This window comes from Mesorhizobium sp. P2_F8, from assembly GCF_056403655.1.
On record NZ_JBFUFB010000001.1, the window covers coordinates 335,529 to 353,729 of the forward strand.

Below are 18,201 nucleotides of genomic sequence, written 5' to 3' on the forward strand. Positions count from 1 at the left end.
TCTATCCCGGCCCTATCGTGATGGAATGGCGGAGCGGGGCATGAAATTTGCTGCGGTGCTGAACCGGGACGGCGGCACCTTGCGCACGACGGACCTTGCCGTCTTTTCCGACAGAATGCGCCAGACCCTGGAGACGGCAGGCCACTCCCTCAGCATTGATGTCGTTGCCGGCAAGGACGTGGTGGAGACGCTTGATGGCGCTGCATCGCGACGCGCTGTCGATGTCGTGCTGGCCGGCGGCGGTGATGGAACCATTTCCGCCGCCGCCGCCCGGCTGATGGGCACCAGGAAGGCGCTTGCCATATTGCCGGCCGGCACGATGAATCTGTTCGCACGCGGACTGGGTATTCCGCAGTCCCTCGATGCCGCGCTGAAATCCTTCGCCGATGGCGAGATCATCGCGGTCGACGTGGCCACGGCAAACGGCCGGCCCTTCGTTCATCAGTTCTCAATCGGCATGCATGCCAAGATGGTGCAGCTGCGCCAGAAAATGGAATTCGGTTCACGTCTGGGAAAGATCGGCGCCTCGGCCAAGGCGGCCTGGGCGACGATCAACAATCCACCGGCGATGAACGTGACGCTCAGCATCGGCAACGCCGAGATGGCGGCCCGCATCACCGGCATCGGCATCACCAACAATCTGTTCGGCGAAGGCCACCTGCCCTACGCCGACAACCCGGCGGGCGGCGTGCTTGGCGTCTATGTCACGGTGGCGCAGCAGCGTGCCGAACTGGTCAAATTCTTCTTCAACATGGCGCGCGGAAAATGGCGCGACAACGAACACGTGGAAATCCATCAAGCTGACCGAACGGTCCTGAAAATCCATTCGGGCAGCAGAAAGTTCCGTGCCGTCATCGACGGTGAACTGGTCAGGCTTGACCGTGAGACGACGATCGAAATCCGGCCTGGCGCACTCAATGTCCTGGTACCGGCCCGCATCGCAGAGGCGAAGGCTGCCTGATGCGATCTCCAACGATGAAGGCCGAAAATCTAGCCGCTTGGCGCGCTTCCTTGCTCCGTCACCGGCGTCTTGGCCATTTCACCATAGATTTCGGCGATGCCCCAGGCCGCGAAGGCCAAAAGCAGCGCTGCAATCAGGATACGCAAGCCGTGCCAGCCCCACCGCCCCTGACGCGCTTTGTTTTCGGGGATGATCTTGGTCATGATCGGTCCTTGTCTCGTTATTCGCCAACTGGCGCGGTCGGCAAAACACGGTCGGGTAACGGTTCCTCGCTAGGATGGTTCCGGGGACGCCGGCTGGTCATGAGCCGGCAGGTGCGGGAAGCAGCGAAGGCCGGGACGGGCCATTGGGGACTTGGGTGAACAGCAAGGCGGAAACAGTGCCGAATCTGCCGGCCGAAGTTGCGCGCGCGGTCAAGGACGAGGACCGGCTGGCCGTGCTGCACGGTCTGGAGGCGTTGGATACGGCGGCCGATCCGGATTTCGACCGCATAAGCAGCCTTGCCGCGGCGGCTATGCAGGTTCCGATCGCCTTGGTGACGCTCGTCGACCACAAGCGCCAATGGTTCAAATCCTGTATCGGTCTGGACGAGACCGAAACCGCGACCGACATCTCCTTCTGCGCCCATGCGATTGCCGCCGGCGACGAGCCGATGGTGGTGGCGGATGCCACGACGGACCCACGTTTCAAGACCAACCCGCTGGTCACCGGCAAGCATCATCTCCACTTCTACGCCGGCGCGCCGATGATCGTGGCTGGCGCCCGCATCGGCACGCTGTGCGTGCTCGACCGCAAGCCGCATGCCTTTCCGTCTAGCGCCATGCTCAAGCAGTTGAAGGCGCTCGCCGGCCTCGCCGCTAGCCTGTTCACTTTGAAGGATGCGACCCGCAGCGGTGCTATCGCCGAGGCAGCACTTGTGCGTGAGGAAAAGCGGCGCGCCATTGCGCTCGACGCAGCTTCGCTCGCCAGCTGGGCATGGGACATCCGCACCGACATCATCGAATGCGATATCTTGCTGTCGGAGCTGTTCAACCTGCCGCGCTCGAACCGGCTGCGGGCGCGCGACATCCTCACCGTCATCGATCCACGCGACGTCTACCAGACCGAAACCCGCTTTCGCGATGCCTTGACCGGCAGCGACGACTATTTCGGCGAATACCGGGTGAAGGGCTTTCATCCGCCGCGCTGGCTCGCCACGCGCGGCCGCGTCATCGAGCGCGACGGCGACGGCAAGCCGACCCTGATCTTCGGCGTCAACTACGACATCTCCGAGCGCAAGCTTGGCGACGAGCGGCAACGGCTGCTGCTGCGCGAACTCAACCACCGCGTCAAGAACACGCTGGCGACCGTCCAGGCACTGGCGACGCAGACTGTGCGCCATGCCCGCCAGCCCAGCGAGTTCCTCGAAGCCTTTGGTGCCCGGCTTCAGGCCCTGGGCATCGCCCACAATTTGTTGTCCGACCGCGAGTGGCGCGGCATCGGCATCCGTGAACTCGTCCAGATCGAGGTCAGGCCTTTCGACACCGCCGACCAGCCGCGCATGACGATCTCCGGCGACGATTTGTTGCTGTCGCCAGACCAGGCTGTCGGGCTTGGCCTGATCCTGCATGAACTGGCAAGCAATGCGCTGCAATATGGCTCGCTGTCGGTGGCGTCAGGCAAGGTTGATCTCGGCTGGAGGACGAAAGGCAGAAAGGGGACCCGACGCCTCGTGCTGACCTGGCGCGAAAGCGGCGGCCCGCAAGTCGCCCCGCCGGAGCGACACGGCTTCGGCTCGATCCTCATCCGACGCAGCCTTGCCAAGGTCATTTCAAGCGAAGTGACCCATGAGTTCCGGCCGGAAGGCGTGTTTGCCGAAATATCGATGCCGCTGGAAGATCTGCCTAGTGACAAGCCATGATGCCGAACCAAAAGGCCGCGACGCAAAGTTGAAGCCGGTTTTCGGAAGAGATCATGGTCAAAGAGAGAACCGACCTTACTTCCGCTCGTCTTCTTCCGGATCGTCTGGTTTCACGTTTTCGCGGTAGATGGCGTAGGCAGCCAGCGCCACGGCAGGACCCAGAATGACGCCGAGACCGCCCTTGCCCTTGAGCAGCGCCGGCAGCACGGCAAGCGCCGCGGTGATGCCGATCGCTTTCATGTCGGCATTGCGCTGTTGTGCGCGGCGCCGGGCACGTGAGCCTGCGGATATCTGGAAAATCAGCAGGATCAGCCCGGCCAGCAACATGAAACCGGCGCCAAAGCCCAGCGCGGCGGCAAGCGATCCGTAGCGACTTGCCGTCCAGATATAGGCTGCCCCGACCAGAAAGCCGAGGCCGCAGAGCGCCACGGATATGGCGAGCCCATAGACGATTGCCGCCGTGCGCGCCCGGCGTATGGCGGCGGCGGTTTCGCCCGATGCCAGACCTGCAATCAGGGATGCGAGCATTCCCATCTGGAATGCGACTAGCGACGCGCGAGGAGCGCGAAGAGGAAGCCGACGCCGGCGGCGATCGCCAGTGACGTCACCGGCTTTTCGCGCACGCTCGCCATCAACTGCGCTTCGATATCCTTGGCATTGCCGCGCAGGCTGTCAAAGGCTGCTTCGCCCTGCGCACGCAATTGCTCGACCCCTTCCGTAGCCGCACGGCGCGCGGTGCCGTAGCCATGCTCTCCGGTCTTGGCCAACTGCTTGGTGAGCTTGTCGATATCGGCCTTCAATTGCCTGATATCGGCTTCGAGATCTGAATTCGACGGGCCTTCGGTTGCGGTCTTTCCTGCGGCAGTTGCCATTGCTTAACTCCTTGTGATTGCTTGATTTCAAACGCGCCGCATGTCTCAAGGTTCCGGCATTAGGGACAAAGTAGCCGAAAACGCGTGCGTGTGCACCCGATCCGCTGGCGCTGACAAAAAGGCACTTCGTCAGATCAGCGGCCGGCGCGCCTCGCCCAGCCCTTCCCAGCCGGCGAGTTGCTTGAGCCCTTCATTATCGGTGACCTCGCAACCGCCGTCGCGCCAGACAATCAGCTTGCGGTCCATCAGCTTGCGGATCGTCTTGTTGGTGTGGACCAGCGACAGGCCGAGCGTGTCGGCGATGTGCTGTTGGGTAATCGGTATCTGAACGGATTGCTTGCCATTCAGCCCAACGACCTTTGCCCGGCTGCCGATGAAGGCGATAAGATAGGCTGCGCGCTCGATGGCGCTGCGCCGCCCGAGGCTGAGCAGATTCTCGTCCAGCATGCGCTCTTCGCGCGACGCGATCCAGGTGATGTCGTAGGCGAGCCCAGGATGATTGCGGTAGAGCTCGTGGAGAGACTCGCGTTCGAAAACGCACAGCAGCATCGGCGACAAGGCCTCGACGGAATGCTGCATTTCGCCCATCACGCTGCCCTGCAGGCCGATCAGATCGCCGGGCATCAGATAGTTGAGGATCTGGCGGCGGCCGTCCTGCAACAGCTTGTAGCGGAACGCCCAGCCGGAGAGCACGGTGTAGAGATGGGCGCTGTGGCTTCCCTCCACCAGGACCGTGGCGCCCTTGTCGACGGCGAGTTCGCCCTTCTTGAATTTGCTGATGAAGGCCAGTTCCTGTTTTTCGAAGTCGCGGAAGACCGGTAACGGCCGCAACGGGCAGTTCTCGCAAGGATACTGGCGACTTGAGAAAGCACGACCGCTCTGGCCCGACATTTCGACCCCTCTTCGAAAGCCCGCACAAGGCTGCGTCCCAACGCGTCGCGCGGATCGAGGTTCCGCACGGGCACATGTCTTTTTTAAATGACAGCTTGCCAAATAGCGATCATGACTCCATCCGTTACAAGGAGCCCTTGCCTGTGTCCCCTTTGCTTGATGGATTGCGGATTCTGGTCCTGGAGGATGAGTTTCTCATCGCCATGGATGTCGAGCAGCTTTGCCGCGATCATGGTGCGGGCGAGGTGGTGATCGCCCGCGATCTGGCCGAGATCGACGATCGACAAATCGCCACGCACTTCGACGCCGCCATTGTCGACCTTATGCTGGGTGGCGCCTCGACACTCGATTTCGCGTCGGGCCTACGCGCGGCGGGCGTGCCGTTCGTGTTTGCCTCGGGCTATTCGGATCCCGATGAAATCAAGACATCGTTTCCGGGCGTCAGGCTGGTCGGCAAGCCCTATTCGGGTGAGGACCTCATGCAAGCGGTGGCGGCGGCCTGCGGGCGGGGTTCTCCCGGCTGAGACGCGATCCAACTTCTGCGGATCGCACCTTGCGATCGCAGCTCAGTTGGCCGGCGAGCCCGTGACCTGAGTCGAAATCGCATCCGGACCATACTCGTCTTCGCCGGATATCTTCAGGATCTCCTGCAAGCGCGTGCGGGCCCGGCTGACCCGGCTCTTGATCGTCCCGACCGCGCAACCGCAGATTTCGGCCGCCTCCTCGTAGGAGAAGCCCGACGCACCGATGAGGATGATGGCTTCGCGCTGATCTTCCGGCAATTGCTCGAGGGCGCCGCGAAAATCCTTCAGGTCGAGCTGGCCATGCTGGGCCGGATGAACGGCAAGCCTGGCCGTCATGATACCGTCGCTGTCTTGCACCTCGCGCCCGCGCTTGCGCATCTGCGAATAGAATTCATTGCGCAGGATGGTGAACAGCCACGCCTTGAGATTGGTGCCGGGCTGGAAGCTCTCATGCTTGTCCCAGGCCTTGACCAGTGTTTCCTGGACGAGATCGTCCGCCTTGTCGGCATTTTGCGTCAGCGACACGGCAAAGGCGCGCAAGCTCGGGATTGCCCCAAGCAGATCGGTCTTGAAGCCTTGGGAGACCGCTGCCATGCTTCAGTCCTTCTTCTGTGCGGGTTCGGCCTGCTCCAGTTGACTGAGCAACTGTGCAAAGCGATCCGGCACATCGTCAGAGACCAGCTCATCGTAATATTGTTTGAGTTTGCGTCCGATTTCGGAATTCGGCCCGAGTGCGTCACTGGACCCGTTCCGGCGCCTGCCCGCGACGCCAGCCAGAATATCTTTCGTCATATCCTTCATTTTGCCCTTGTATTCCCAGCGCCCAAGCCGCTCATCACACTACTCAACACAACGCAAGCGGCCCCCTCGTCTGGTTGCCCGTCCGAACTTCAAACGCCGTCCCGGCGCGTTAGTTCCATCAAGGTCGGAACTTTTTCTCAAGACCGGCGTTGTTTGACCGGGGCTTGCAATCAGCTTGACCTGCACTCTATGCAACCACGTCATTCTGAGGGAGACGTCTTACCATGAGCTTATCAGCCACCATCGCACCACATCTGCCGTTCCTGCGCCGCTTCTCCCGGGCCGTTTCCGGATCGCAGGAAAGTGGCGACGCGCTGGTCGCCGCGATGCTGGAAGCCATCATCGCCGATATCGATATCTTTCCCGAGGCCTCGAGCGACCGCATCGCGCTTTACAAGGTGTTCGCCAAGCTGTTTACGTCGGTCGCTATCCGCGTCCCGCAGGAGCAGGCGCAGTCGCCATGGGAACAGCGCGCCGCCGCCAATCTGAACGCGATTGCGCCGCGTCCCCGCCAGGCCTTCCTGCTGGTCGCCGTCGAAGGTTTCAGTGAAGACGAGGCGGCCGAGATCCTCGATGCCGGCGACCAGGAGTTTTCAGAGCTGCTTGCCCAGGCAAGCAACGAAATATCCCGCCAGGTGGCAACGGACGTGCTGATCATCGAGGATGAACCGCTGATCGCTATGGACATAGAGGAAATGGTCGAGAGCCTCGGTCACCGCGTCGTCGGAACGGCGCGCACGCATGCCGAGGCGGTGACGATGTTCGGCAAGACGCGGCCCAAGATGGTGCTTGCCGACATCCAGCTTGCCGACGGCAGCTCGGGCATCGAGGCCGTGAACGAGATCCTGTCGTCGACGTCGGTGCCGGTCATCTTCATCACCGCCTTCCCCGAGCGTCTTTTGACCGGCGAACGCCCCGAGCCGGCATTCCTGGTCACCAAGCCGTTCAACCCCGACATGGTTAAGGCTCTTATCAGCCAGGCGCTGTTCTTCGATCGCCAGGCGAAAGCCGCCGCCTAGGGGCAGCGGCAGGCACGACGCGATATCAAAAGGCCGTCTGATGCGATGCATCAGGCGGCCTTTGACATGCCGGGACCCCGTCATCAGCGAATTCCCGGCGCCACCCTTGTCTGGAACGATTGGCAAGCATCGTCTTTTTCGGCAAATGGTGGAACAAACCGCATCTACCCACGTTTTCATCACACCATTCGAAGGAGATGGATCATGCTTTACTGGGCGCTCGTATTTCTCGTCGTGGCAATCATAGCCGGCGCGCTTGGTTTCGGCGGCATCGCCGGCACGTCTGCCGGCATAGCGCAGATATTGTTTTTCATCTTTCTCGCTTTCCTGGTCATTTCGCTTCTTGCCGGCCTGTTCAAACGGGCGTGAGGACCGAACGATCATCCGAGCGAACACTGGAAGCCGCACCCCTCAAACGGTTTCCAGCCACCGCCGGGCGGCATCCTTCAACGGATACCGCTCGGCGGACCGCTTTTGGAGGCGGGTTTTCGGGAAGCCCTCTGGAACCCATTCCGCGGTGAGCCGTTCAGCCTGAGTTGGGTGGACAGATTGGCGATGCGTTCCAGGGCCGGAGATAGGAAAGACGACGTGCCAAGCGATGAAGTCATCGCCCTGCATCCCGCCGAAAGTGGCATGCAACTTGGCCGGGCTCTTCTCCACGCGCTGCACAATGCCGGCATTTCCGTTCTCTATCAGGATCGCGAGCTGAAAACGGTATGGGCGCGCAATATGCGTGCGCCGTGGGTTTCCGACACCGCGGACGGCAACGGCATCCTGCCCGCGGCGCAGATCGACCGCATCGGCGCGGCAAAGCGTGACGTCATCGCATCCGGCAATCCGCAACGCCTTGAAATCAGCGTCCCCGCCGAGGACGGCTTTCGCTGGTTTCAGGTCTGGGTCGACGCCGACCATGGCGATGGTGGAACGGTGCAAGGTGTCGTCACCACCATGGTCGAAACGACCGATCAGAAGCGCCGCGAGCAGACCCTGACGACGCTGTTGCGCGAAGTCAGTCATCGCTCGAAGAACCTCCTGGCGATCATTCAAAGCATAGCCACCCAGACCGGGCGCTATTCCGATGGCATCGCTGATTTCCTGACGCGCTTTCGCGGCCGGCTGCAGTCGCTGGCCTCGTCCCAGGATCTGGTGACCTCCTCAAATTGGCGCGGCGCCGCACTTCGCGAGCTGGTGTCGGGCCAGGTCAGTCGCAACGGGGTGAATCCGTCGCACGGCCTGCGCTTCCGCGGCGCAAATCCCTATCTCAATCCCAACGCCGCGCTGCACATCGGCCTTGCCATGCATGAACTCGCCGTCAACTCGGTCAGCTATGGCGCTCTCTCACGTCCAGATGGCTTCGTTGACGTTACGGCCGATCTCAATGCTGCTGCCGGCGGCCTGGCGCTGTCGCTGACATGGTCCGAAGCGATACCGGCGAGCGACGTCGAGCACAGTGAGAAGCGCTTCGGCAGTGTCGCGCTCGAGCGGGTCGTGCCCGCCTCCCTGAACGGAACGGCGACGCTGGAGCTGATGCCCGGTCGCCTTGAATACCGCCTTGTCGTTCCGCACGGCAATTTCGAGACCGAGTGAGCGGCCGCGCCTCTCGTCTGATCATCCATCCTTAACCGGCTATTCACCATAAAAGCGGATTCTGTTTTTCCCAGGTACCGCTGGAACCTGCTGGACCGTCGAACATTGCCGCGTTGAAGTTGGTCTCCGGACGTCCGCCGACTGCGTCTGCTGTCGCGGTCGGCGCCGGAATTGCCCGTTGCGCCGCGTTATTTCGCTGGTCGCCCTGCGGCCGAGGAACTTTGGCGGCTATGGACCGTTAGTGTGGCGAGAGGACATGTCGCCATGGAACACATTGCTGCATTGTTGCTGGTCATCGGTTGCTCGAACACGATGGCCGACTGCCATGAATTGCAGGTACCGGTAAGCGTTTTCGAAACCGCCGACCAATGCGTCGCCGAACGGCCATTCGCGCTGGGCGACGTGCAGGGGCAGGCTCAGCACATCGTCGCCAAGTGCCTTGCCGTCGATCCGGCGCTGGAAGACGACTACGACCAGATCGTCTGGAACGTTCGCCCGGACGGCACGCTCGACGCTTCCCTGGCAATCTCCAACGTCGTCATGGCATCGAGCGCCCCGCGCCCAGAAAAAGACTATCTTCGCCAACAATAGATTGCAGCAGCAAAGGCGGCCATTTCATGCTAAATGGCTGCTGGAGCTTACCAAAGTGTGGACACAAAGCGAGGAGTGACTCTATGCGGAAGATGATTATTGCCATGATTGCGGTGGCTGCCCTCAGCGGCTGCACCAGCACCGAGAAGGACGTGGTCGGCGGCGGCTTGATTGGCGCCGGCGTCGGCGGCTTGGTCGGTGGCGGCAAGGGCGCGCTGATCGGCGCGGCTGTGGGCGCCGGTTCCGGCCTGCTGGTGCGCAACCTGCGCAACGGCTATTGCCAGTATCGCGATCATCGCGGCCGGATCTACACGGCTCGCTGCAACTAGTTCGGCGATAATCGAAACGTCGATCCGGAGACCGGTCCGCCGGCCTCCGGATTTTCGACGTCTGGACGCACCATTTCTGTTCGCTTGATGAAACGGTTTTCCGTCCGGAATTTTGCGTCAAAACAAGAAGATAGAGCGGCTCTACGTTTCAGTGAAACTGATCTAGCCCGTCAGCGGAATCCTGATCTCCACATTCAACCCATCATCGCGATAATCGCGGTTGATCGTGCCACGCAATTCGCGCGTGACGTTGAGATCGATCAGCTTGGTGCCGAATCCTGTCTTGGCCGGCGCTTCGAGTTTCTTCTGTCCGGTTTCGCGCCAGTTGAGAACCAGCACCCTGTCGCGCCCGCGTCCTTCGAGCGACCAGTCGACCTTGAGCGCCCAATCTCCCTTGAGCGAATTGGCTGAATTGCCGGTTTCGCCATATTTCAATGCATTCGTCGCCAGTTCGTGGAACGTCAGGCCGAGCGCCTGCGTCGTGGTTTCGTCGAGCAGCACCTCCGGCCCCGACAGAAGCTCTTCCGGCAGCTCCTTGCCGAACACCTGACCGAGCTCGATGCGCAGGAGATCGCCAAGGTCTGCCTTCTGCCAGCGCGAGCGCGTCAGCATGTCCTGAGACGCCGCCATCGCCTGCAGCCTGGCCGAGAAGGACGAGGAAAATTCGTTGACGTCAGTGGCCCGCGAAGCCGTCTGGCGCGCGATCGCCAGCACTCGGGTGATCGAATTCTTGATGCGATGCTTCATCTCCTGCAGCATCAGGTCTTTTTCGAGCAGGCTCTTTTCCGTCGTCTCATGCAAGCGCGACGCCGCCTCATAGGCCCGCTCCTGATAGCGCGCCACCAGAGCGATGGCGCCCGCCAGCAGCAAGCCGAACAGCCCCAGCATCACCGGAATTGCCCGCGACGACGGCTGCGTGAAGGCGCTTGTCGGTCGAAACAGGACCGTCCATGGTTGGCCGGCCACCATGATCTTGCGGGTGACCAGCAGCCTGTCCCCGAAGGATGACACTGGCGGCGTCTCCGACCGGAACAAGAGATTGTCGCCACTCACAGCGCCGTCATAGATTTCGGTGTTGACCGGCAGCAGCGGCGACCGGCTGAGCGCTATCTGGAACAGGTCCCGTGCCCGAAAAGCCGCGTAGAGGAAGCCGGCCGTGGAGGACCTGGACGCATTGATGACATCGGGAGCGGTTTCGACATTGAGCCGCACGAAGACCAGGAAGCCCGGGAACGTCTGCGCGGCACCCGTGCTCTGGCCGAGCTGCACCAGCGCGCTGGCGTGCTGCTCATCGTCGGACATTGCCTTTTCGATGGCCACGCGTCGCACCGGTTCGCTGAACATGTCGTAGCCGATGGCGGCCTGGTTGGATGGATCCAGCGGCTCGAACATCGCGATGGGCGCGCGCCAGGGTTGCGTGGTGTCCGGATAGATCGGATGGCTGACACCAAGGTCGTGCAGCATGTCGCGTTCGACCGCCGCCTCGTCCCCCGTCTTCACCAGCCTGAGAAAGCCGATACCGCGCAAGCCGGCGAAATTGTTGTCGACATCGAGCGCGTTGAAGAACGCCTTGAACTCGTTCTGCGAGATATCGCCGTTGCGGGCATCGAACAGGGCCTGCGTCGACCGCAGCAGCGACAGATGCAAGTCGATGCGGCTCTCGATCCGGTTGAGCGCATCGTCGGCCGTCGCTTCGAATTTGATGCGGGCGGCTTCCTGCGTCGCGAAATAGGCAAAGCCCGCCATCGTCATGCTGATCAGTGCAACGGCGACGAACGCGACGATTGGAAAAAGCTTCTTCAACGGATGATGCGGTCCATGGGCAATGTCGGACCTTTATGGGCAAGTCGATGTGCCAACACAATGGCAAGGCCAAGCCATCATGACGGCTGGCACATCACATGACCGGCAACCAGCGGCCAGGCACGGTTCGTCCGGCCAGGGTGGTACCGTAGACACTAGTCCAACCGCACCCAATCTGTGGCTTCGAGCACATAGGGAGCGAACAAGAAATCGCGGATCTCGATGATCCGGCTTTCCGACCAGTCGATCAGGACAAAATGCGCAGGTCTTTCCATCCGGCCGGTGCTGTCGAAGACCAGCATAGCCGGCTTCCCTTCGACAGCGCCGAGGGCGAACCGCCATTTCGTCTCTTGCGCATAGCGCGTGAAATAGATGCCGATTTTGTCGCGCCCCTCCAGTTGGATCCGGTTCACCAGATCAAGCTTCACGTCGTCGGCAAGCATGACCCGGATTGCGTCGAAATCGCCGCTCCGGAACAGATGGACATAAGCGGCGATCTTGCGCCGGTCCGAATCGGACATCAGCGGCAGCCTTGTGTCTTCGGGCGCCTGTGCGAAAAGCCGCAGCGCAGCGCGCCCGCGCTGAAGCGCCGATTTTGCGGCTGTCGGAGAGCACCCTGCTATGCTTGCGATCTCGTCGACCGAATGACCCAGAACATCCTTGAGGATCACCGCGCAGCGCTGAAGTTCGGGTAGCCGCAGAAACGTCTGAAAGCTGATCGCGACGATGTCCGCCTCAGGTATGGGCGCCGCTTCGACGTCTTCGGTAAGCGGGACGACCGTGTTCCGGGATTTGGCGCGCAGGAAATCGAGGCTCGCATTGTGGGCGATGCGGAACAGCCAGCCCTCGAGGTTATCCACTCCAGCGCCCTGGGCTCGCGCGTGAAGGGCCTTGACGAGGGTGTCCTGCAATACGTCCTCGCCATTGACCGCCGATCCCGTCATGCGCGCGCAGTAGCGGTGAAGGCGTGGCCGCAGCGCTTTCAGACGATCCTCGAATTCATTCCCGTTCATGTATCGAGACCTACCGCGCCTGCGCGCTCTTTCGTCGTCATTTTACCCGAGACGAACAAGGAAGAGGGTTCAAACTTCCCTGTTGTCGAAAAGGAACATTTGAACGCCCGAGTCATCAGGCGCAAAAAGGCGGCGATCCGCCCCGGCCGCCTGCCCCTCCGGGCTTGCAAACGCCTTTTCGATCGCCGCAAGGTCGTCGAAATACAGCGTTCCGATCCGGTGAACATTGGAGGGTCCTACCGGCGTTGCGATAGGGCCATTGCTGACTTCGTATTTCCTGAGGCCCGGAAGCTTCTTGGCGAGAGGCACGTGGATTTCGAAGTAATGCCGGTCAAACGCCTCGACGTTCTCCGGTGTCGGGTAAATCACAACCATCCGAGCCATTGTGGTTCTCCTTTGTTGCTTGTGTGAGGCATTCTTACTTGTGTGTTTCGCTCAACACCGCCGAGCCCATGATCGAGTCCAGGCTCGCCAGCTCCAATATCTTCGGGAAATAGGCTTTCATACGCGGATCGCTGCGCATCGCCTCGACGGCTGCGGGGGTCTCCCACTCGGAGTAGATGACGACGCCGGCGCCGTCTTGCGCCGCGATCAGCCGGGTCGTCTTCCAGCCGCGGAGCGTGCGGACCACCGTATCGGTGTTCTGCTTCAAGAGCGCGATCAGCGCATCCTGCTTCCCGGGTTCGACCTTAAGCAGATTGATCAAGATGACGGACTCGTCGGACATGGCATGTCTCCTTCTGTTTGGACACACCAAGGACGATCCGACGGGCAGAAACGGATCGAGACGTAGCAAGATTTTTTTGGAAGATCCGCTGGAGTTCTAGGCGGCGATCTTCAGGGCGCCTGGCCCGGGAATGGCGCCAGGCGGGCATTTGCCCAGAATGATCATGCCGAGCACCTCGTCCTGGGTCACATCGGTGGTGCGCGCGGTGCCGACGACCTGGCCGTTCTTCATGACACAGACCCGATCGGCTAGCTCGAACACGTCGTGGATGTCGTGGCTGATCAGGAAGATGCCGATGCCGTCGGACTTGAGCTGCTTGACCAGTTCGCCGACCTGCGCCGTTTCCTGCGGACCAAGTGCCGCCGTCGGCTCGTCCATGATCAGGATGCGCGCATTGAACAGGATCGCGCGCGCGATCGCCACCGACTGCCGCTGACCGCCAGACAGCTTGATCACCGGCTCCTTGAACCGCTGGAAGCGCGGATTGAGCCGGCCCATCACCTTGCGCGCCTCGGCCTCCATGGCAACGTCGTCGAGTGTGCCCCAGGCGGTCATCAGTTCCCGGCCGAGGAACAAATTGGCGGCGGCATCGACATTGTCGGCCAAAGCCAGCGTCTGGTAGATCGTCTCGATGCCGTATTTCTTGGCGTCGCGCGGGTTGGAGATCGATGCCTCCTCGCCGTTGACGAAGATATGGCCCGCGTCGCGCTTGTAGGCGCCGGACAGGATCTTGATCAGCGTCGACTTGCCGGCGCCGTTGTGTCCCAGCAGCGCCACGACCTCACCGGGGAAAAGGTCGATCGAGGCGTCGTCGACGGCGCGGATGCCGCCAAAGGCGATCGAGATGTTGCGCATGTCGATCAGCGCAGTGCTGGTAGGAGCGGTCTTGTCTGCCATGATCCTTGTCCTCCCCTAGACGCGCTTGCGATAGACGGTATCGAGCCAGACCGCGACGACCAGCACGGCGCCGACGACGATGCTCTGCAGCGGCGAGTCGATGCCGAGCAGCACCATGCCGGACTGCAGCGACTGCATCAGCAACGCGCCGAGCATGGCGCCGAGCACCGTTCCCGAGCCGCCGGCAAGCGAGGTGCCGCCGATGACGGCGGCGGCGATCACCAGCAGCTCGTCCAACGTGCCCAGCGCATTGGTCGACGCGTTGAGGCGGGCCGACGAGATCGCCGCGCTGATCGCGGCCAGTACACCCATGATCATGAACACCTTCATGGTCACCCAGCGGGTGTTGATGCCGGCGAGATTGGCGGCCTCTGGATTGCCGCCGATGGCAAAGACATAGCGGCCGAAACGGGTGCGCTTGGTGATGAAGGTCATGACGATACCGACCGCGACAGCCATCAGCACCGGTATGGCGATGCCGTGGGCGATGAACAGCCCGCCTTCGGGAATGGTGATGCCGTTCTGCTGTGCATACTGGCGCACGATGCCGATTGGCCACGGATAGGAATTGGCGATCCAGACGGCCCCAAGGATGGCAGCGCAACTGACCACACCGAGAAAGGTTTCCGCCCACACGGGGCGCAGTGGAAAGTTGAACCGTTTGCGCTGCGACCGGCCGTTGAGCAACGCGAAAGCCACAGCCACGCAAGCGACGATGCCGATGATCCAGCTGGCGGTGGCGCCGACCGAGCCTCGCGGTCCGCCGCCCATCAACTGGAATGTAGCGTCGAGTGGCGCGACCGTGCGCCCGTTGGTGATCAGCCATGCCATGCCGCGCCAGACCAACAGACCGCCCAGCGTCACGATGAAGGCAGGAACTTCGAGATAGGCGATGATGAAGCCCTGGAAGGCGCCGATCACAAGACCGAGCACTACGCCGACGGCCAGTGCGATGATCCAGAGCCAGGGATTTCCAAGCTGGAAGCCGATGACGCGAATGAGGAATTCGGCTTGCGCCACACCCATGATCATACCGATCACGCCTTCGACGGAACCAACCGAAAGGTCGATGTTGCGCATGACGATGACAAGCACCATGCCGGTCGCCATGATCGCGACCGAGGAAGTCTGCACCGACAGGTTCCAGAGATTGCGCGGCGTCAGGAAAAGTCCGCCCGACAGGATATGAATGCCGACCCAGATGACCAGCAACGCACCGACCATGCCAAGCATGCGCGTATCGAGTTCGGTCGCCTTGAGGAAGCGTCCGACGGCGCTCAATTCGGACGCACGCGCCCGGTCTGCGGGCGTATTCGCGGCAGGCGTGTTAGAGGCCGTGTCGGTCATGAAGTCCTCCCACCGGTTTGCCGTCTGGCGCGGATGCCGGAAACACGATGCTATTTGCTTTCCGCGATCATTTGAAGCGGAATGCCCCTTGAGAAACGCCGCGGCCCAGGGGCCGCGGCGCTGAGATCGAACCGGGATCCCGTTCGGTTTTAGTTGCAGGCCGCGACGGTGCCGGCGGCGACGCCTGCACAGACTTCGTCCTTCTTGATCCAGCCGGCGTCGATGACGACGTTGAGATTGTCCTTGGTGATCGCGATCGGGGTCAGGAACAGCGAGTTGGTCTCGTTGCCGCCGGGCGTGGTGAACTTCACGGCGTTCGGGATCTTGTCCAGGGCAGTGCCAGCGGCCAGCTGCGAGGCGATCTCGGCGGCGTTCTTGCCGAGTTCGCGTGCGTCCTTCCACACCGACACGGTCTGTGTGCCGAGTGCGACGCGGTTCAGTGCGGCATGGTCGCCGTCCTGGCCGGACACCGGAACCGATCCTGCCAGCCCTTGCGCCGTCAGCGCGGCGACGACGCCGCCGGCGGTGCCGTCATTGGCTGCCACCACGGCATCGACCTTGTTGTCGTTGGCGGTGAGGAACTGTTCCATGTTCTTCTGGGCATTGGCGGGCAGCCAGCCATCCGTATAGGCTTCGCCGACATTCTTGATCTTGCCGCTGTCGATGGCTGCCTTGAGCACTTCCATGGAGCCGGCGAACAGGAAATCGGCATTCGGATCGGCGCCCGAGCCCTTGATGAAGACGTAGTTGCCTTCCGGCTTGACCTTGAACACTTCGCGGGCCTGCATGCGGCCGACTTCCTTGTTGTCGAAGGTCAGGTAGAACACGTTCTTGTTCTCGATCAGCCGGTCATAGCCGACGACCGGAATGCCTTCGTCCAATGCCTTCTGCACCGCCGGGCCGATGGCCGAGGCATCCTGCGCCAGGATGATCAGCGCGTTGGCGCCCTGCGAAATCAGGCTCTCGACGTCGGTGAGCTGCTTGCCCGGATTGGACTGCGCATCAGCGGAAATGTATTTGTCACCAGCCGCCTCGATGGCCTTCTTCATCGCCGCTTCGTCGGTCTTCCAGCGCTCTTCCTGGAAGTTGGACCACGAAACGCCGATGACCTTGTCCTTCGCCTGCGCGACCGACACCAGCGTCAGCGACATGGCGACACCCGCCAGGATGGCGGCTGTGAATTTTTTCATAATATCCTCCCTGCGCCGCGTATGGCGCGACCAAACTGACCCGTAGGCCGGCACAGAGGCTCTATTTTTTCGAGCCTCGAAAAAATAGTGATCCAACGCCCGAACGCTGTCAACATCGATTCTGATGGATTTTGACGTCTCTTCGAGTTTTTTTCGAGCTCCGGAATAAATAATGACATGATGGTGGGGTTCTGCCAGAATTTGGCTTGGCGCATGTCGCCCCAAAAGTGCGCAGCGGTTTTGGGGCAACGACACGCGCAGAAACAAGTGCCTGAAGCGCGTCGCGCTTTCAGGCTTCGCTGATGGCCTTCGGGAGGCACGAAAGGCTGCAGCGACCGGGAGGATGTGAAAAAGCATGTCGGTCGGAATCCGCCACGACGATCTGCGCCGCCGCAACCGGGCGATGGTGATTGCGGCCGTGCGCCGCGCCGGACAGCCGTCCCGCACCGAGATCGCCGCGACCACGGGCCTCAGCCATTCGACCATATCGGCGATCTCCTCCGACCTCATCGGCGAAGGCATCCTGACTGAGAGCAAGCCGAGCGAGGCCGGCTCGCTCAAACGCGGCCGGCCGCAGGTCGGCCTCGGCCTCAATCCGGAAGCGGCGGCGGTGATGACCGTGGTGCTGTCACTGAACTTCCTCTCGGTCGCCGTCATCGACTATGCCGGCCAGGTGATCGCCGAGGAACAGCGCCGGCTGGACACGCTGACCATGTCGCGCGACGCGCTGGTCGGTGAATGCGTTGCCATCGTACGGCGTCGTCTCGAAGACCCCGACCTCGACGTCCGCAGTGTCGCCCGCATCGCGCTGGCGATCCAGGGCATCACCGACACACGTGCCCGCGCCATGCTGTGGTCGCCGATCACGCCGCACACCGATATCGCCTTCGCCGACATACTCGAGGACGAGTTCGGCATCCCTGCCACCATGGAGAACGACTGCAATATGATGGCGATAGCGTTGCGCTGGCGCGACCCTGATCGCTACCGCGACGACTTCATCGCCATCCTGTTGTCGCACGGCATCGGCATGGGTCTGGTGCTGAAGGGCGAGCTGTTCACCGGCACTCATTCCTCGGGCGGCGAGTTCGGCCATATGATCCATCGGCCACACGGCGCGCTGTGCCGCTGCGGGCGGCGCGGTTGCGTCGAGGCCTATGCCGGCAACTACGCCATCTGGCGCAACGCAAGGCAGATGAGTGAGGACGCGGAACCGGTCGCCGATGTCAGTGATGCCGACATGCGCGCGCTGGCGACCGCGGCCCGCGAGAGGGATGGACCCGAGCGCGAGGCCTATCGCAAGGCCGGCGAGGCACTCGGCTACGGTCTCGGCAGCCTGTTCGCGCTGATCGACCCGGCGCCCGTCGCCATGGTCGGCGTCAGCGCCGCCGCCTTCGACCTGATCGAGCCGGCATTGCGCGAGGCGATTGCCCAGACCGCCGGCGGCCAGCATTCGCAATCGATTTCTTTCGACACCGAACCGAACGAACTTCCACTGATCCGCGAAGGCTGCGCCACGCGGGCATTGACCTTTGTCGACCAGGAGATTTTCGCGCCCGGCACGCAGGCGAGGTCCGGCCTCGGCGGCAAGAACGTCGCGTGAATGGCGCGCCTGGATGTGTTGAGATTCAGGTTAGGCCGAGTCGAGAATGGCGGGTTCCAAGAACCGGAGCGGAGCGGACATTTGGATCCGTGAGTACCGGAAGCGCAGGAAACTGCCGTTCGCAGGCCCGGCATCACCTGAATATC

At 62.0% G+C, this 18,201-nt stretch carries 22 protein-coding genes; 9 read left to right on the forward strand and 13 right to left on the reverse strand.

Annotation, left to right across the window (positions count from 1 at the left end; all coding sequences use genetic code 11):
* The first annotated feature begins 40 nt into the window (after positions 1-40).
* Entirely contained in the window at positions 41-961 is a 921-nt protein-coding gene (locus AC1DZP_RS01560) for a diacylglycerol/lipid kinase family protein (RefSeq protein WP_477227762.1), read from the forward strand.
* A 29-nt stretch (positions 962-990) separates the two neighbouring features.
* Here AC1DZP_RS01560 and AC1DZP_RS01565 read toward each other — a convergent pair whose 3' ends face one another.
* A complete protein-coding gene (locus tag AC1DZP_RS01565; protein ID WP_457153024.1) occupies positions 991-1,164 on the reverse strand; it encodes a hypothetical protein in 174 nt (57 codons plus the stop codon).
* 155 nt (positions 1,165-1,319) lie between these two features.
* Here AC1DZP_RS01565 and AC1DZP_RS01570 point away from each other — a divergent pair, with 155 nt between their 5' ends.
* Complete coding sequence (locus AC1DZP_RS01570) at positions 1,320-2,861, forward strand: sensor histidine kinase (RefSeq protein WP_477299919.1); 1,542 nt, start codon at positions 1,320-1,322, stop codon at positions 2,859-2,861.
* 75 nt (positions 2,862-2,936) lie between these two features.
* Here AC1DZP_RS01570 and AC1DZP_RS01575 read toward each other — a convergent pair whose 3' ends face one another.
* The 3 genes from AC1DZP_RS01575 to AC1DZP_RS01585 form a co-directional block, all read right to left on the reverse strand.
* Positions 2,937-3,395 carry a hypothetical protein gene (locus AC1DZP_RS01575; protein WP_477227760.1) on the reverse strand — a complete coding sequence of 153 codons (459 nt, stop codon included), beginning with the start codon at positions 3,393-3,395 and terminating at the stop codon, positions 2,937-2,939.
* An 11-nt stretch (positions 3,396-3,406) separates the two neighbouring features.
* Positions 3,407-3,733, reverse strand: coding sequence for an ElaB/YgaM/YqjD family protein (locus tag AC1DZP_RS01580; RefSeq protein ID WP_095089295.1), 327 nt, complete (start codon positions 3,731-3,733; stop codon positions 3,407-3,409).
* Between the two features lie 129 nt (positions 3,734-3,862).
* A complete protein-coding gene (locus tag AC1DZP_RS01585; protein WP_095089297.1) occupies positions 3,863-4,624 on the reverse strand; it encodes a Crp/Fnr family transcriptional regulator in 762 nt (253 codons plus the stop codon).
* On the opposite strand from AC1DZP_RS01585, the gene AC1DZP_RS01590 reads away from it, so the two are divergent.
* Complete coding sequence (locus AC1DZP_RS01590; protein ID WP_477227759.1) at positions 4,594-5,148, forward strand: response regulator; 555 nt, start codon at positions 4,594-4,596, stop codon at positions 5,146-5,148. The two genes, AC1DZP_RS01585 and AC1DZP_RS01590, sit on opposite strands and share 31 nt — an antisense overlap.
* A gap of 42 nt (positions 5,149-5,190) precedes the next feature.
* Here AC1DZP_RS01590 and AC1DZP_RS01595 read toward each other — a convergent pair whose 3' ends face one another.
* Positions 5,191-5,742, reverse strand: coding sequence for a sigma-70 family RNA polymerase sigma factor (locus AC1DZP_RS01595; RefSeq protein ID WP_095089299.1), 552 nt, complete (start codon positions 5,740-5,742; stop codon positions 5,191-5,193).
* 3 nt (positions 5,743-5,745) lie between these two features.
* Entirely contained in the window at positions 5,746-5,949 is a 204-nt protein-coding gene (locus AC1DZP_RS01600) for a NepR family anti-sigma factor (RefSeq protein ID WP_095089301.1), read from the reverse strand.
* Positions 5,950-6,173: 224 nt separating this feature from the next.
* Here AC1DZP_RS01600 and AC1DZP_RS01605 point away from each other — a divergent pair, with 224 nt between their 5' ends.
* The 5 genes from AC1DZP_RS01605 (at position 6,174) to AC1DZP_RS01625 (ending at position 9,475) form a co-directional block, all read left to right on the forward strand.
* The gene (locus AC1DZP_RS01605) at positions 6,174-6,968 is read left to right on the forward strand and encodes a response regulator (protein WP_457154515.1); all 795 of its coding nucleotides are present in this window, start codon (positions 6,174-6,176) and stop codon (positions 6,966-6,968) included.
* Between the two features lie 204 nt (positions 6,969-7,172).
* Positions 7,173-7,337: a DUF1328 domain-containing protein gene (locus tag AC1DZP_RS01610; RefSeq protein ID WP_027031438.1), complete on the forward strand. Its 165-nt coding sequence runs from the start codon at positions 7,173-7,175 to the stop codon at positions 7,335-7,337.
* Between the two features lie 186 nt (positions 7,338-7,523).
* Positions 7,524-8,555 carry a sensor histidine kinase gene (locus AC1DZP_RS01615; protein WP_477299920.1) on the forward strand — a complete coding sequence of 344 codons (1,032 nt, stop codon included), beginning with the start codon at positions 7,524-7,526 and terminating at the stop codon, positions 8,553-8,555.
* Positions 8,556-8,819: 264 nt separating this feature from the next.
* Positions 8,820-9,146 (forward strand): hypothetical protein, encoded by a 327-nt coding sequence (locus tag AC1DZP_RS01620; protein WP_457151622.1) that lies wholly within the window; start codon positions 8,820-8,822, stop codon positions 9,144-9,146.
* Between the two features lie 83 nt (positions 9,147-9,229).
* Positions 9,230-9,475: a YMGG-like glycine zipper-containing protein gene (locus tag AC1DZP_RS01625; RefSeq protein ID WP_457151623.1), complete on the forward strand. Its 246-nt coding sequence runs from the start codon at positions 9,230-9,232 to the stop codon at positions 9,473-9,475.
* Between the two features lie 162 nt (positions 9,476-9,637).
* On the opposite strand, the gene AC1DZP_RS01630 is transcribed toward AC1DZP_RS01625, so the two are convergent.
* The 7 genes from AC1DZP_RS01630 to xylF all read right to left on the reverse strand — a co-directional run bounded on the left by AC1DZP_RS01630 (position 9,638) and on the right by xylF (position 16,452).
* Positions 9,638-11,278 (reverse strand): CHASE domain-containing protein, encoded by a 1,641-nt coding sequence (locus AC1DZP_RS01630; RefSeq protein WP_477299921.1) that lies wholly within the window; start codon positions 11,276-11,278, stop codon positions 9,638-9,640.
* Between the two features lie 155 nt (positions 11,279-11,433).
* Positions 11,434-12,291, reverse strand: coding sequence for a sigma-70 family RNA polymerase sigma factor (locus AC1DZP_RS01635; RefSeq protein ID WP_477227755.1), 858 nt, complete (start codon positions 12,289-12,291; stop codon positions 11,434-11,436).
* Positions 12,292-12,360: 69 nt separating this feature from the next.
* On the reverse strand, positions 12,361-12,675 hold the full coding sequence (locus AC1DZP_RS01640; RefSeq protein WP_457151626.1) for an EthD family reductase: 315 nt from the start codon (positions 12,673-12,675) through the stop codon (positions 12,361-12,363).
* A 34-nt stretch (positions 12,676-12,709) separates the two neighbouring features.
* Entirely contained in the window at positions 12,710-13,018 is a 309-nt protein-coding gene (locus tag AC1DZP_RS01645; protein WP_477227754.1) for a putative quinol monooxygenase, read from the reverse strand.
* Positions 13,019-13,114: 96 nt separating this feature from the next.
* Entirely contained in the window at positions 13,115-13,915 is an 801-nt protein-coding gene (locus AC1DZP_RS01650; protein ID WP_457151628.1) for an ATP-binding cassette domain-containing protein, read from the reverse strand.
* A gap of 15 nt (positions 13,916-13,930) precedes the next feature.
* On the reverse strand, positions 13,931-15,262 hold the full coding sequence (locus tag AC1DZP_RS01655; RefSeq protein WP_477227753.1) for a sugar ABC transporter permease: 1,332 nt from the start codon (positions 15,260-15,262) through the stop codon (positions 13,931-13,933).
* 149 nt (positions 15,263-15,411) lie between these two features.
* On the reverse strand, positions 15,412-16,452 hold the full coding sequence (gene xylF, locus AC1DZP_RS01660) for a D-xylose ABC transporter substrate-binding protein (protein WP_477299922.1): 1,041 nt from the start codon (positions 16,450-16,452) through the stop codon (positions 15,412-15,414).
* A gap of 355 nt (positions 16,453-16,807) precedes the next feature.
* Between xylF and AC1DZP_RS01665 the strand changes: the two genes are divergently transcribed.
* A complete protein-coding gene (locus AC1DZP_RS01665) occupies positions 16,808-18,055 on the forward strand; it encodes an ROK family protein (protein ID WP_477227751.1) in 1,248 nt (415 codons plus the stop codon).
* The last annotated feature ends 146 nt before the right edge of the window (positions 18,056-18,201 follow it).